Raw genomic sequence first — 14,943 nt, 5'->3', positions numbered from 1 at the left:
AACAAAGACATGAAAATCCTCATCGTTGACGACTTTTCGACGATGCGGCGGATCATCAAGAACCTGTTGCGTGACCTGGGCTTCACCAACACCGAAGAAGCCGACGACGGCACCACGGCGCTGCCGATGCTGGAGAACGGCCACTACGACTTCCTGGTGACCGACTGGAACATGCCTGGCATGTCCGGCATCGACCTGCTGCGCAAGGTGCGTGCCCACGATCGCCTGAAATCCATGCCGGTGCTGATGGTGACCGCCGAAGCCAAGCGCGACCAGATCATCGAAGCGGCCCAGGCCGGCGTCAATGGCTACGTGGTCAAGCCGTTCACCGCCCAGGTGCTCAAAGAAAAGATCGAGAAGATCTTCGAACGCGTCAACGGCTGAGTCACGTCAGGGGGGCGCGCCATGGATTCATCACAAACGTCTTTGGGCGAGTTCGAATCGACCCTGAAGAAGCATGCCCAGGAGCTGGTCGAAAGCCTGGAGCGGGGCCGTTTCGGCGAGGCGGTGCAGCTGATTCACGAGCTGAACCAGACCCGCGACCGCGGCCTGTACCAGGAAGTCGGCAAGCTGACCCGCGAACTGCACAGTGCCATCGTCAGTTTCCAGATCGACCCGACCATGCCGCAGGCCGAGGAGGTGTCGCAGATAACCGACGCCACCGAGCGCCTGTCGTACGTGGTCAGGCTCACCGAGGGCGCGGCCAACCGCACCATGGACCTGGTCGAGGAAAGCACCCCGGTGCTCAACGATCTGGCCAGCGAGGCCCAGGCCCTGAGCACCGACTGGCAGCGTTTCATGCGCCGCGAAGTGGCTGCGCCGGAGTTCCGTGACCTGGTCAAGCGCGTCGACAGTTTCCTGACGCACAGCGCCGAAGGTAACCGCAAGGTCGCCGGCCACCTCAACGACATTCTGCTGGCCCAGGACTATCAGGACCTGACCGGCCAGGTGATCAAGCGCGTCACCACGTTGGTCACCGAGGTGGAAAGCAACCTGCTCAAACTGGTGTTGATGGCCAGCCAGGTCGACCGCTTTGCGGGCATCCAGCATGACCACGATCAACTGCGCGCAGAAAAAGATCGAGAAAAACATCCGACTCGGGGTGAAGGTCCGCAGATTCATGCCGATAAGCGTGAAGACGTCGTGTCCGGTCAGGACGATGTCGATGATTTGCTGTCCAGCCTGGGTTTTTAAGGAGCACGTTTGATGAGCTTCGGCGCCGATGAAGAAATCCTCCAGGATTTCCTGGTAGAAGCCGGCGAAATTCTTGAGCAACTGTCCGAGCAACTGGTCGAGCTGGAAAGCCGGCCCGACGATGCCGACCTGCTCAATGCGATCTTTCGCGGTTTCCACACTGTAAAAGGGGGCGCCGGCTTCCTTCAGCTGAACGAGCTGGTGGAGTGCTGCCATATCGCCGAGAACGTGTTCGACGTCCTGCGCAAAGGTGAGCGCCGGGTCGACGCGGAACTGATGGATGTGGTGCTCGAGGCACTGGACACGGTCAACAGCATGTTTGGCCAGGTGCGCGAGCGCACCGAAGTGACCGCGGCCACCCCCGAGCTGCTGGCGGCGTTGTCGCGCCTGGCCGAGCCGGGTGGCGCCGAAGCCGTTGAAGTGCCTGCCGCTGCGGCACCGGTTGCCGAAGCGCCTGCCGAGGAGCAGGACATCACCGACAGCGAGTTCGAGCAGCTGCTCGATTCGCTCGATGCGGTCAAGGCACAAGCTGCGGCCGACGAGCAGATGCAGGGCGAGACCGTCAGCGGTGAAGGTGACGAAATCAGCGACGCCGAGTTCGAGTCGCTGCTCGACCAGTTGCACGGCAAAGGCCAATTCAGCGCCGAGGTTGCCGCGCAGCCGGTTGCCAGCGCGCCGGAAGCGGCCAGCGACGAAATTACCGACGCCGAGTTCGAATCGCTGCTGGACCAGTTGCATGGCAAGGGCACCTTCCAGGCCGATGCCTTGCCCGCTGCCAAGGCGCAGACGCCTGCCGCAACCGATACCAGCGCAGCCAGCGACGAAATCAGCGAGCACGAGTTCGAGGCGCTGCTGGACCAGTTGCACGGCAAGGGCAAGTTCGGTGGCGACGTTGCCGCCGTCGAAGCCCCAGCTGCGGCCAAGGTGCAAGCGCCGGTCGCGGCCAAGGCCGACAGCCAGCCCGTGGCCAAGCCAGCCGCAGTTGCTGCGCCGGCACCGGCACCTGCCAGCAAACCTGCCAGCAAACCTGCCGCAGCACCCCGCGCCCCGGCGCCGGCTGCCGAGAAGCATGGCGCCAGCGAAGCGGAAACCACCGTGCGGGTCGATACCGCGCGCCTGGACGAGATCATGAACATGGTCGGCGAACTGGTGCTGGTGCGTAACCGCCTGGTGCGCCTGGGCCTGAACAGCGGCGACGAGGCCATGTCCAAGGCTGTGTCCAACCTCGACGTGGTCACCGCCGACCTGCAGACCGCGGTGATGAAAACCCGCATGCAGCCGATCAAGAAAGTCTTCGGCCGCTTCCCGCGCCTGGTGCGCGACCTGGCCCGCCAGCTCAAGAAAGAGATCAACCTGGAGCTGGTCGGCGAAGAGACCGACCTCGACAAGAACCTGGTCGAGGCCCTGGCCGACCCGTTGGTGCACCTGGTGCGCAACGCCGTCGACCATGGCGTGGAAATGCCCGAAGAGCGTGAAGCCTCCGGCAAGGCGCGCACCGGCCGCGTGGTGCTGTCCGCCGAGCAGGAAGGCGACCACATCCTGCTGTCGATCTCTGACGACGGCAAGGGCATGGACCCCAACATCCTGCGCGCCAAGGCCGTGGAAAAGGGCCTGATGGACAAGGATGCCGCCGATCGCCTGAGCGAGTCGGACTGCTACAACCTGATCTTCGCCCCGGGCTTCTCGACCAAGACCGAGATATCCGACGTGTCCGGCCGCGGTGTGGGCATGGACGTGGTGAAGACCAAGATCTCCCAGCTCAACGGCTCGATCAACATCTTCTCGGCCAAGGGCCAGGGCTCGAAGATCGTCATCAAGGTGCCGCTGACCCTGGCGATCATGCCAACCCTGATGGTGATGCTGGGCAACCAGGCGTTCGCTTTCCCGCTGGTCAACGTCAACGAGATCTTCCACCTCGACCTGTCGCGCACCAACGTGGTCGACGGCCAGGAAGTGGTGATCGTGCGCGACAAGGCGCTGCCGCTGTTCTACCTCAAGCGCTGGCTGGTGCAGGGCCAGGTGCACGAAGAGCAGCACGAGGGCCACGTGGTGATCCTGTCGGTCGGCACCCAGCGCATCGGCTTTGTCGTCGATCAACTGGTTGGCCAGGAAGAAGTGGTAATCAAGCCGCTGGGCAAGATGCTGCAGGGCACCCCGGGCATGTCCGGGGCCACCATCACCGGCGACGGTCGCATCGCGTTGATTCTCGACGTCCCGAGCATGCTCAAGCGTTACGCCGCGCGGCGTATTTGATTTCGGTGGCGCACCCTGGCGGGTTGCGCCGCCTAATGGAGTGTTTATGGCAGTCAAGGTCCTGGTGGTGGATGATTCCGGTTTCTTCCGCCGCCGCGTCTCGGAAATCCTCTCGGCGGATCCGACGATCCAGGTAGTGGGTACCGCGACCAATGGCAAGGAAGCAATCGACCAGGCGCTGGCGCTGAAGCCCGATGTCATCACCATGGACTACGAAATGCCCATGATGGACGGCATCACCGCGGTGCGGCACATCATGCAGCGCTGCCCGACGCCGGTGTTGATGTTCTCGTCGCTGACCCATGAAGGCGCCCGTGTCACCCTCGATGCGCTGGATGCCGGTGCGGTGGATTACCTGCCGAAGAACTTCGAGGACATCTCGCGCAACCCAGACAAGGTCAAGCAACTGCTGTGCGAGAAGGTGCATACCATTTCCCGCAGCAACCGCCGTTTTGGCAGCTACGCCAGCCATGCGCCGGTTGCCGCACCTGCGCCGGCAGGCAGCAGCCATGCACCCACCAGCAGTTTCGCCAGCCCGGCAGCGGCGCGCACGCCTGCGCCTGCCCGTGCGGCGGCCCCGGCTGCGGCGCCAGCACACTCACCGGCACCCAAGCGCAAGCCTTACAAGCTGGTGGCCATCGGCACCTCCACGGGCGGCCCGGTCGCCCTGCAGCGGGTGCTGACCCAGTTGCCAGCCAACTTCCCGGCGCCGATCGTGCTGATCCAGCACATGCCGGCGGCGTTCACCAAGGCCTTTGCCGAGCGCCTGGACAAGCTGTGCCGCATCAGCGTCAAGGAAGCCGAGGACGGCGACATGCTGCGCCCGGGCCTGGCCCTGCTGGCCCCGGGTGGCAAGCAGATGATGATCGACGGCCGTGGCACGGTGAAGATCCTGCCCGGTGACGAGCGCCTGAACTACAAGCCGTGCGTGGACATCACCTTCGGCTCGGCGGCCAAGTCGTATGGCGACAAGGTGCTGTCGGTGGTGCTTACCGGCATGGGCGCCGATGGCCGTGAAGGTGCGCGCCTGCTCAAGCAGGGCGGCAGTACGGTGTGGGCCCAGGATGAAGCCAGCTGCGTGATCTATGGCATGCCCATGGCCATCGTCAAGGCCAACCTGGCCGACGCGGTGTACAGCCTGGACGAAATCGGCAAGCACCTGGTGGAGGCGTGCGTCTGATGGACGTGCTCAGCCTGATCGGCCTGATCCTCGCCTTTGTCGCCATCGTCGGTGGCAACTTCCTCGAAGGCGGCCATGTCGGCGCCCTGATCAATGGCCCGGCGGCACTGATCGTGCTGGGCGGCACCCTGGCGGCGGCCTTGCTGCAGTCGCCACTGTCGTCGTTCAAGCGTGCCTTGCAGATTCTGCGCTGGATCCTGTTTCCGCCACGGGTCGACCTGGCGGGCGGGATCGACCGCGTCGTCAACTGGAGCCTGACCGCGCGCAAGGAAGGCCTGCTGGGCCTGGAAGGGGTGGCCGACGGCGAGCCTGACCCGTATGCGCGCAAGGGCCTGCAGCTGCTGGTGGATGGAGCCGAGCCAGAGGCCATCCGCAGCATCCTCGAAGTCGACTTCCTGACCCAGGAAAGCCGTGATATCCAGGCCGCCAAGGTGTTCGAAAGCATGGGTGGCTACGCGCCGACCATCGGCATCATCGGTGCGGTGATGGGCCTGATCCACGTGATGGGCAACCTGGCCGACCCGTCGCAGCTGGGCAACGGCATTGCCGTGGCCTTCGTCGCGACCATCTATGGCGTGGCCAGCGCCAACCTGGTGCTGCTGCCGATCGCCAACAAGCTCAAGGCCATCGTCATGCGCCAGTCGCGCTACCGCGAGATGCTGCTCGAGGGCCTGCTGTCGATTGCCGAGGGTGAGAACCCGCGCTCGATCGAGCTGAAGCTGCAAGGCTTCATGGAGTAACCCATGCGTCGCCGTCGTCATACCGAGGAACACGAAAACCACGAACGCTGGCTGGTGTCGTACGCCGACTTCATCACCTTGCTGTTCGCCTTTTTCGTGGTGATGTACTCGATTTCCTCGATCAACGAGGGCAAGTACAAGGTCATTTCCCAGGCCTTGCTCGGGGTGTTCAACGACCCCGAGCGCAGCATGAAGCCGATCCCCATCGGTGAAGAGCGGCCGCTGAGCGTGCGCCCGGCCGAGCCGTTGGTGAAGGACAGCGAGCAGACCGATGCAGGCCTTGGGGCGACCAGTGTCGACCCGCTGAAAACCATCAGCGATGATGTGCGCGATGCCTTTGGCGACCTGATCAATAGCGACCAGATGACGGTGCGCGGCAATGAGCTGTGGATCGAGATCGAGCTCAATTCCTCGTTGCTGTTCGGCAGTGGCGATGCCATGCCCAGCGACAAGGCATTTGCCATCATCGAGAAGGTGGCCGGCATTCTCAAGCCGTTCGCCAACCCGGTGCACGTCGAAGGCTTTACCGACAACCTGCCGATCCGCACCGCGCAGTACCCGACCAACTGGGAGCTGTCATCGGCGCGGGCGGCGAGCATCGTGCGCCTGCTGGCCATGGAAGGGGTAAACCCGGCACGCATGGCCTCGGTCGGCTATGGCGAGTACCAGCCGGTGGCCAGCAACGACACTGCCGAAGGCCGTGCGCGCAACCGCCGCGTGGTGCTGGTGATTTCGCGCAACCTCGAAGTGCGCCGCAGCCTGACGGGCTCGGGCAGTGCCAATGCCACGCCGGATGCCGCATTGCGCCGGGCTGGCACACAAAGTGCACCGGCTTCGCCAGCAACGGTGGCGGGGCAGTGATCCGTCAATTCCCCGACGCTGCCAAGTAGTTGAATGTAGCGCGGTCCTGTGTGGGAGCGGGTTCACCCGCGAAGAAGGTGACACGGTGCATGGCACCGGCTGCGCCGGTGTTCGCGGGTAAACCCGCTCCCACACTGATCGCGCCAGCTTTCCGATGTTGAGCAAGACAGTTGCCCCAGCAGTGTCCCTGCCAAATCAATAGATAGAGTTTGCTTGATGAGAGTCTGGGCAGTAGCCAATCAAAAAGGTGGCGTCGGCAAGACCACCACTACCATCGCCCTGGCCGGCCTGCTGGCCGAGGCCGGCAAGCGCGTGGTCGTTGTCGACCTCGACCCGCACGGCTCGATGACCAGCTATTTCGGGCACAACCCGGATGCCCTGGAGCACAGCTGCTACGACCTGTTCCTGCACAAGGGCGCGGTGCCCGAGGGCCTGCCCGGGCAACTGCTGCTGCCCACCAGTGACGAACGCATCTCGCTGTTGCCGTCGAGTACCGCGCTGGCGGTGCTGGAGCGCCAGTCACCGGGGCAGAACGGCCTGGGCCTGGTGATCGCCAAGAGTCTGGCGCAGCTGTGGCAGGATTTCGACTTTGCCCTGATCGACAGCCCACCCTTGCTCGGTGTGCTGATGGTCAATGCCCTGGCAGCCAGCCAGCAGCTGGTGATCCCGGTGCAGACCGAATTCCTCGCGGTCAAGGGCCTGGAGCGCATGGTCGGTACCCTGGCCATGGTCAACCGCTCGCGCAAGCAGGCGCTGCCGTACCAGATCGTGCCGACCTTGTTCGACCGCCGCACCCAGGCCTCGCTGGCCACGCTCAAGCTGCTGCGTGACACCTACGACCAGCATGTATGGCAGGGCTACATCCCGGTGGATACGCGCCTGCGCGATGCCAGCCGCAAGGGCGTCACGCCCTCGCAATTCGACAGCAAGAGCCGCGGGCTGATTGCCTATCGGGCGCTGCTCAAGCACCTGCTGACCTACAAGACTGCAGCACAGGTGGCCTGATGACGCAGACCCGGCAAACCAATACCCGGCCACAGATGGCCCTGCAGTCATACCTCGACGGCCTGTTGCAGGAGGCCACCGAAGCCGAAGACCTGTTCGAGGCGCCAGCGGCGGCGGACGAGTTCGCCGAAGCGGTGCGCGAAGAGCAGGCGCGTGATGCCTTGCAGCAAGCCAGGCCGGCGTCAGCCGAAGCGACCGTCAGCCCCGCACCACGGCCGTTCGCCGAGCCCAGGCTGGCGGTGCTGCCTCGCGTGATGCCGGTGGAAGCACCGGTGGTGACGGTGGTCGAGCGCGAAGTGGTGGCCGAAGCCAGCATCCCGGTGCTGGTCGAAGAGCAAACCGTGGAACCGGCAGTGCCGCTGGTGGATGTGCACCTGCCGGCGCCGCAGGTGCCCGTGCCCCCGGCCACGGTCGATGGCCGCCCGGCCTGGGCCGCCGAGCCGTTCGAATGCCTGCTGTTCGACGTGGCCGGCCTGACCCTGGCGGTGCCGCTGGTGTGCCTGGGCTCGATCTACACCCTGGCCGGCCAGGAACTGACACCGCTGTTCGGCCAGCCCGACTGGTTCCTCGGCATCCTGACATGCCAGGCCGGCAACCTGAAGGTGCTGGATACCGCGCGTTGGGTGATGCCCGACCGCTACCGCGATGATTTTCGCCAGGGCCTGCAATACGTGATTTCCGTGCAGGGCTACGAATGGGGGCTGGCCGTGCACCAGGTCAGCCGCTCGCTGCGCCTGGACCCGTCCGAGATCAAGTGGCGCAGCCAGCGTGGCCAGCGCCCGTGGCTGGCCGGCACGGTGATTGAACACATGTGTGCACTGCTCGACGTCGCCGCACTGGCCGAGCTGATCGCCAGCGGTGCGGTCAAGCAGATGCACGCCAAACAGAAATGACACCGAATACACCGCCGATGGCGGATTTTGAGGGTAGGGGAATGAAAAAGTCGTCTGCACAAGGTTCCGAAGATCCGATCCTGCAGTGGGTTACCTTCCGTCTGGACAATGAGTCCTACGGCATCAACGTGATGCAGGTGCAGGAAGTGTTGCGTTACACCGAGATCGCCCCGGTGCCGGGTGCGCCAAGCTACGTGCTGGGCATCATCAACCTGCGCGGCAACGTGGTGACCGTGATCGACACCCGCCAGCGCTTTGGCCTGATGCCGACCGAAGTCACCGACAACACCCGTATCGTCATCATCGAGGCCGACAAGCAAGTGGTCGGTATCCTGGTCGACAGCGTGGCCGAGGTGGTGTACCTGCGCCAGTCCGAGATCGAGACCGCGCCGAACGTGGGTAACGAAGAATCGGCCAAGTTCATCCAGGGCGTGTGCAACAAGAATGGCGAACTGCTGATCCTGGTCGAGCTGGACAAGATGATGACCGAGGAAGAGTGGTCCGAGCTGGAGAACATTTGAGTTGATCCTACAGGTTGCTGTCATCTTCCTGGCGCTGGTCTGGGCGCTGAGCCTGTGGTTCTTCCTCAACTACAGCAAGCGCCAGCGCGAGCTGGCCGCGCAACAGGCCGAGGGTGATGCCCTGCGTGACCAGCGCATCAAGGACCTCGCCAAGCGCCTGGACGACTACCAGAACGGTACCGTGCGCATGGGCGAGGCGCTGCACGACCTGCGCGTGGCGGTTGCCCCGCTGCCCGACAAGATCCAGCAGCTGGAGCAGCGCGACCCGCACAACGTCACCTTCACCCAGGCGGCCAAGCTGGTGGGGATGGGCGCCAGCGTGGCCGAGCTGACCGAAAGCTGCGGCCTGACCCAGGCCGAGGCAGAGCTGATGAGCAAGTTGCATCGCAGCAACTGATTGCCATGAGCATTGCGCGGCCCCTTATACAGTGGCCGCGCAAGCTCGCCCGGCAGTCAGTAGCCCTGTGCGTTTCCCGCCATTGCGACCTCTTCCAGTGGTAGCAGCCGCAGCTCTGCACGCCGTTGTGCTGCTTCATCCAGCAGCGCGTCGTAGTTCAGGGTGTGCATGTTGGCCAGGTCCGCCACCTGCCTGAAGGTGTACAGCTCAGGTAGACGTTGGTCGATCACATGGTTGAGCACCGCAGGCCCGGTCAGCGTGTTGAGCCTTTCGGTATAGGCCTGGAATGCCGCCGCATGCTGTCGCGGCGGTTTGGGGGCCTCGTAGAACGCCTGGCCCTCCGGGGTGAGGTAGCGGGCCAGGATCTCGTCGGAAATGGCGTTCAGCACCGGATTGCCAGCGCGGCTACCAATCATGCTGGTGTTGTAGCTGGTATACATGCCCAATTGCGCATTGCACACCGGGCTCCTCAACAGCAGCCCGTCGAGGGGTGTGGTGAGCGGTACGCTGTCGATCTTTGCCCGCAGCTGCCCGGTTGCGTCCGGCTCGACCAGCAGATGGTCGTCGATATCCAGGTAGATGCCCCCTTCGCTGTGCAGGACGCGGTAGCGCAAGATGTCGGAGGCCGAGGAGAAGTTGCTCGCCACACCGCCATTCCCTTCCAGCGCAGCCTGGTACTGGCCGAAGTATTCACTTGCCGCGAATTGATGATAGAAGGTCTGCTGCTCCAGCACTGCAACCTTCAACCCCTCGTCGATGCGGGGCTGCAGCAGGGTCATGTTGCGTTCGAATGCCTGAGGGTTTGCGTTGGAGAGGTAGAGCTTGAGCGTGAAATCGCTGTTGCGCAGTGCCTGCACGTTGTTGTCGAGCGCAGCCAGGTAATCACCGGCGATCGTCCTGTCACCCAGCCAGATGTGAAATACCTGCCTGGGGACGGGTATGCCTGGTGCAGTCCCCAAGGCATCGAGGTCGACGGGCAGCTGCAGATCGATACCCAGTGCCCGCAGCGTGCGCGAGCGCGATGCCGGGCTGATTTCCCGCAACGGGTCCGTATCGGGCAGCAGCCGGCTGATCGAGGGCTGCAGCGGATCGGCGCTGGCCACATAGTGCTGGGCGCCGCGTGTGCCGTTGGGGTACTTGAGCACGAAGCTGTCCTGTCGGGCGTCGTAGTAGAGCGGGTGCGGGCCATTGCCCACATCGCCGATCAGTTCGTCACCCGTGCCGAATGCCCTGCGCCGCGTTACGCAGCGGGCAATGTGTGAATCGGCGCCGGACCAGCTGGCGGCTACCTCGTCGCCCGCTACTGCCAGTTCCTGGAAATAGGGTGTCATCGCAGGCCCGGGCCAGCGTGGCGGCGAGACCGGGCTCAGCGGGTAGCCTATGCGGCCATTGAGCCTCACCGGTTTGATGAAGCCAATTGGGCGTTGGCCGAACAGCGCCTTGCTTGCCTTGACTCCACGCGCCAGCCCCGGGGCTGCGTTCAGCAGGCCGAACACGGCCTGCTCCGCGCCTTCGAGCTGTTGGTTCAAGTCCTTGCCGTGCAGCGCCTGGTCCAGGCCCACTGTAAATTGGGCCACCCCGGCCACGGCAGCCAGGGGTAGCAGTCCGGGAACCACCAGCAGAAACGGTGCGGCCAGGTTCATGGTCAGGTAGAAATAGCTGCGCCATGCGGCCTTGGTCACTTCACTGTCGCCCGTGATCAGGAAGTCGGCGTCGGATTGGCTGCGTTGACGTTGTGCCACCGTCAATGCCTCGAACAGGTTGTATTCGATGCGTGGGCTGGAGGTGTCTGCCTTGTAGTTGATCAGGGTATGCGGGTTCCAAACCCTGGCCAGGCGATACACGCTGGTTGCAGGCAGGATGATCTGGCGGGGCGGGAAATCGCCCATGCCCTGAAGTACCCGACGCAACCCCGACCGGCCGATCCTGTCCGGAATATCGCAGGCCCTGAAGTGGGCAAGCAGGGCCGCCCGTTTGTCGGCGTCGCGGCACTGCCTGGCAAGCCACGCACGCATGGCGCCCGGGTTGGCGAACTCATGCAACGGCGCCGCATTGCCCGGTATGTACAGCAAGGTCAGGTGGCTGCGCATATCGCTCAGGCAGAGGATGTCGCTTGATGGGTAGCCATTGATATTCAGCAGCCTGGCGTCTACCCCGTTGGCACTGAGGCTGGCGCCGTGGTGCCAGCGTTCCACGCCTGCCGCCCGCCACGCCAGGCTGCGCCCCTGTTCACTGAGGTTGCCCCGCAATGCCTGCCGGTTGCAGGCAGCGAGGAATGCGATGCACGCGCTGACGCTGTACTGGCTGGCGGCATGAGCCCAGAAGTCATCGAGCTGGCGTTTGAATACGCCCTGGAAGTCGAGTTGCCAGATGAAGGACTGGAAAGTCGTGGCGTCGAACTGGACATAAGTGCTGGCGTCGTAGCGCATGGGTGCGGTTCGGCGAAAAAGGCCGTGGAATTCGGTGTGCACATCGATGTCGTGGTCCAGGCCGCTTCCTGGCAATTCATCGACGATCGTCACCTGACCATGGCTGAAGGCCTGGGCCCAGGGCGCTCGACCGTGTGGCAGGGACAGCTCCGGCAGTACACCTAGCAGGTCGACGGTTGCCGTCCCGCCTCTTAGCAGTAGCTGCGCGGTCTGCTCGGCAACCTTGGAGTAGCCGCTTTGCTGCCAGTTGCCAAGCAGCGCTTCGGTCAGGCTCATTTGTTGGACGACCTTGGCCAGCCAGCCCCGCTTGGGAACGAATTTGCAATGCAAGGTCACCGCAAGCGTGTTGTCGGGTTCCACATCCAGCCGCTGCTGGCTGGCCCATTCGCGGATGGCTGCACTGGCACTGCGGTCAGGACGAGGCACCGAACCCAGCATTGCCTTGACGTAGTCTTGGCCGGCTGCGCCGACCACAGGTTGGCGCTGGGTCATGTTCGGCTCCAGGAATGGTTGCCGCCGACAGTGGCGAACCGGTTCAGGGGCAGGAGCGTACGCACCGAATCGCGCATGCGTGGCAGATCGACGAACCGGTAGGCATTGATGCGCGGCATCCCATAGAGATTGGTGAGCTGGCGCAGGATGCGCAGGCTCGGCAGTTGCCGATCGACCACGTCGCTGAGCAGGGCAGGGCCGGTGAGGTAGCTCAGGCGGCTGGCATACTCATAGAAGCTCCCCGGGTCTTCAGCCAGGCTGGGCTTGCTGTCGTAGAAGTCGCGATTGAGCTGGTAGCGTGCGTACATCTCTTCGGAAATGGCCTCCAGGGTGGGGTTGCCGGGGTGGCTGCCGATAAGGCTGGAGTTGTAGAGGCTGTTCATGCTCATCTTTTCATTGGACATGGGCGGTACCAGCAGCAGCCCATTGGCGTCCGTGCTCAAGTCGACCTGATCGATGGGTTCACCGGCGGGGCCTACCGGTTGGCCCTCGATGATCAATGAGTATTCGCCTGGCGCGAGCAAGGTGTCATCGACATCCATGTACAAGCCACCTTCGTGGTGCAACATCGGGTAGCGCAGCACATCGCATGCCGATGCATAGTTGCGGGCAACACCGCCGTTGCCATCCAGGGCCGCGTCGTACTGCGCGTAGTACCTGCTTTGGCGGAAAGCCCTGAAGAAGGCCTGCTCTTCCAGCGGTAGCACCTGCAAGCCCGGGGCGTGAGTGGCCAGGAGGCCCAGGTTTTCGGCGTAGGCCTGCCGGGCAGTGCTGGAAAGGAACAACCGTATGCTGTATTCGCTGCCTTGCAACCGCGCTGCGTTCTGGCCCAGGTTGGCCAGCAGCTCCGGGCCGATGATCTGGTCACCGACCCACAGGCAGGAGATGTGTCTGGGTATTGGCCAACTGCCCGGCGCTCTGGCCGGCACCTGTAGCGGCAATGGCAGGTCCACGCCCAGCGCCCGCAAGGTACGACTGCGCATCGCATGGGTCACCACGCGCCCTTGTGGCGCGGGGCGCAGGTTCCGGCTGCCGGGTACCGCCACGAAGCCGACAGGGTCGACCTGGTTCAGGTCTTCGGCCCGAATGAATACGTCCCGCTCCATGTCGTAGATCATCCTGGCGTTGTAGCCATCGATGTTCGCTGCCAGGGTGTCTGGTTCACCATCGTACTGGGGCGTACGAATGACTGCGTCGGCAACCGCCTGGTCACAGTCAGGCAGTGGCTCTATCGGGTCGGTGATGTGGAAGTAGCGTGCGCCCTCGGGCTCGGGGAAGCGCGGTGGCGAGAGCGGGCTCAGGGGGTAGCCGATCTGCTCATTCAGCCGCGTCGGTGGTGCGAAACCCTCGACCTTGAATTCGAACAATGCCTCGGCCCTTGCGGCAGCGCCTGCCGCCAGGGGCAAGGCGTTGAACAGGCCCCAGGTGATGTTGCCGATGCCTTCCTGCTGCTGCTGCAGTGACTTGCCGTTGATTGCCTGGTCGAGCCCCAGGCCAAGCTGGGCGATGCCGCCGATGGCCAGCAGCGGCCCCAGGCCGGGTACCACCAGGCACAGTGGCGCCAGCAGGTTGAGCGTAGTGGCCAGGTAGCCACGCCACCTGGCCTTGATGACTTCGCTGTCAGCCGTGATCAGAAACGCGGCATCGTCGTAGCTGCGCTGACGCTGGCGCTCGGCCAACGCCTGGAACAGGTCGCCCTTGATCCTTGGGTTGTACTTGGTAGGTCGATAATTGACATAGGTCTGCGGCGGCCAGGTGCCGTCGTCGTTGAAATAGCCGTGTTCGGGTGGCAGCAGATGACGTTCAGGGTAGGCGCCCAGCCCCTCCATGGCAGTGTCCAGGCCGCTGAAGTCGAGGCCTTGCGGGCAATCGGTCAAGCGAAAGTGCTGTTTCAGGGCCTGGCGTTTGGTCGGGTCTTTGCATTGTTCGCCGACCCAGGCCTTCAATTCTCGTTCGCTGCTGAACGTCAACAACGGTGAGCTGTTGCCAGGAACATACAGCACTGTCAGGTCGGTAGCGGGGTCGTTCAGGTACAGCAGGTCGGTTGCGGCATAGCCGTAGATGCTCAAGGTGCTGCGTCGCAGCCTGTTGCGCCGAGGCATCAGCCCGGCCGCTTGCCAGACCAGTTGCCGTGCAGGCTCGCTGAGGCTGCCCTCGCTGACCTGTCTGTTGCAGGCTGCGATGAAGTTGAGCTTCAGCGCCAGCCTGTGACTGTGCAGATGGTCACGCCAGTACACATCCAGCGCCGCCTTGAAAGGCTGCTGGAAGTCCAGGTTGCTGATGAACTGCTGGAAGGCTTCGGCGCTTACCGGCAGATGGGTGGAAGCGTCGTAGCGTTGCGGGGCAGTGCGCCGGAACAGGCCGTTGAATACCTCGAAGGGGGCCCCGTAGTGATTGAAGCCGGGTGCCGGGAGGGTTTCCACCAACCGTAGCGGGCCTGCGGGTAATGCACCGGCCCAGGGTGCTTGCAGCAGCTTGCCGAACATGTCACTGGCCGACTCGCCCTGCCAGTTGCCCAGCAGTGCCTGGGGCAGGCTGGTGCGCTGGCTGATCGCGGCCAGATGGCCACCTGCACCGTCCGGGCAGTAGTGGAGGGTAACGACGTCGAGCTGGTCTGGGTCCAGGTCATGGCCTTGCTGCGCGAGCCATTGGCGGATGGCGCGGTTGGCTTCACGATCGGGGCGGGGCACATGGCCGAGGTGGTCTATAACGTAATGCGTGCCCATCACGTTGATGCGAGTCGAATGCATGGGGGTACCTTGCGCTGAGATGAAGCCGGCAAGGTTGAAGCAGGGGCACGAAAAGACGGTGGTAGATATGTCGGTACGGCGCCTGGCCGATCTCGTCACCCCCTGGCCCTCGGGTGCTGATGGCATTTTGGTCGTGGATGTCACTATCCTTCCGCTTCCTGTCCGGTTCCCTTCTTACCCGGCATCGCACTTAAACGTTTAAATCCCAGCTTGTACGCACAAGGGATT

At 63.7% G+C, this 14,943-nt stretch carries 12 protein-coding genes; 10 read left to right on the top strand and 2 right to left on the bottom strand.

What is annotated here, in order from left to right; genetic code table 11:
• Positions 1 to 9: 9 nt before the first annotated feature.
• From ABX298_RS02595 to ABX298_RS02550, 10 genes are all read left to right on the top strand, one after another.
• Complete coding sequence (locus ABX298_RS02595) at positions 10 to 384, top strand: chemotaxis response regulator CheY (protein ID WP_075045918.1); 375 nt, start codon at positions 10 to 12, stop codon at positions 382 to 384.
• A 21-nt stretch (positions 385 to 405) separates the two neighbouring features.
• On the top strand, positions 406 to 1,194 hold the full coding sequence (locus ABX298_RS02590; protein ID WP_015271204.1) for a protein phosphatase CheZ: 789 nt from the start codon (positions 406 to 408) through the stop codon (positions 1,192 to 1,194).
• 12 nt (positions 1,195 to 1,206) lie between these two features.
• Complete coding sequence (locus ABX298_RS02585; RefSeq protein WP_367394056.1) at positions 1,207 to 3,447, top strand: chemotaxis protein CheA; 2,241 nt, start codon at positions 1,207 to 1,209, stop codon at positions 3,445 to 3,447.
• Positions 3,448 to 3,493: 46 nt separating this feature from the next.
• Positions 3,494 to 4,627, top strand: a complete 1,134-nt coding sequence (locus ABX298_RS02580) for a chemotaxis response regulator protein-glutamate methylesterase (protein WP_075045916.1) — start codon at positions 3,494 to 3,496, stop codon at positions 4,625 to 4,627.
• Positions 4,627 to 5,367 carry a flagellar motor protein gene (locus tag ABX298_RS02575; protein WP_046614572.1) on the top strand — a complete coding sequence of 247 codons (741 nt, stop codon included), beginning with the start codon at positions 4,627 to 4,629 and terminating at the stop codon, positions 5,365 to 5,367. Before ABX298_RS02580 ends, ABX298_RS02575 begins: the two co-directional genes overlap by 1 nt.
• A 3-nt stretch (positions 5,368 to 5,370) precedes the next feature.
• Complete coding sequence (motD, locus tag ABX298_RS02570; RefSeq protein WP_367394055.1) at positions 5,371 to 6,228, top strand: flagellar motor protein MotD; 858 nt, start codon at positions 5,371 to 5,373, stop codon at positions 6,226 to 6,228.
• Between the two features lie 216 nt (positions 6,229 to 6,444).
• Positions 6,445 to 7,233, top strand: coding sequence for a ParA family protein (locus tag ABX298_RS02565; RefSeq protein WP_025340066.1), 789 nt, complete (start codon positions 6,445 to 6,447; stop codon positions 7,231 to 7,233).
• The gene (locus ABX298_RS02560) at positions 7,233 to 8,126 is read left to right on the top strand and encodes a CheW domain-containing protein (RefSeq protein WP_025340065.1); all 894 of its coding nucleotides are present in this window, start codon (positions 7,233 to 7,235) and stop codon (positions 8,124 to 8,126) included. Before ABX298_RS02565 ends, ABX298_RS02560 begins: the two co-directional genes overlap by 1 nt.
• 41 nt (positions 8,127 to 8,167) lie before the next feature.
• On the top strand, positions 8,168 to 8,647 hold the full coding sequence (locus ABX298_RS02555) for a chemotaxis protein CheW (protein ID WP_003254393.1): 480 nt from the start codon (positions 8,168 to 8,170) through the stop codon (positions 8,645 to 8,647).
• A 1-nt stretch (position 8,648) separates the two neighbouring features.
• Positions 8,649 to 9,044, top strand: a complete 396-nt coding sequence (locus ABX298_RS02550) for a DUF2802 domain-containing protein (RefSeq protein WP_025340064.1) — start codon at positions 8,649 to 8,651, stop codon at positions 9,042 to 9,044.
• 56 nt (positions 9,045 to 9,100) lie between these two features.
• Here ABX298_RS02550 and ABX298_RS02545 read toward each other — a convergent pair whose 3' ends face one another.
• Positions 9,101 to 11,965: a DUF6543 domain-containing protein gene (locus ABX298_RS02545; protein ID WP_367394054.1), complete on the bottom strand. Its 2,865-nt coding sequence runs from the start codon at positions 11,963 to 11,965 to the stop codon at positions 9,101 to 9,103.
• Positions 11,962 to 14,715 (bottom strand): DUF6543 domain-containing protein, encoded by a 2,754-nt coding sequence (locus ABX298_RS02540; protein ID WP_286100292.1) that lies wholly within the window; start codon positions 14,713 to 14,715, stop codon positions 11,962 to 11,964. Before ABX298_RS02540 ends, ABX298_RS02545 begins: the two co-directional genes overlap by 4 nt.
• Between the last annotated feature and the right edge of the window lie 228 nt (positions 14,716 to 14,943).

The sequence above is a fragment of the Pseudomonas sp. X4 genome (assembly GCF_040784925.1).
Taxonomy (GTDB): domain Bacteria; phylum Pseudomonadota; class Gammaproteobacteria; order Pseudomonadales; family Pseudomonadaceae; genus Aquipseudomonas; species Aquipseudomonas putida_Z.
This window is presented reverse-complemented; position numbering and strand designations above follow the sequence as displayed.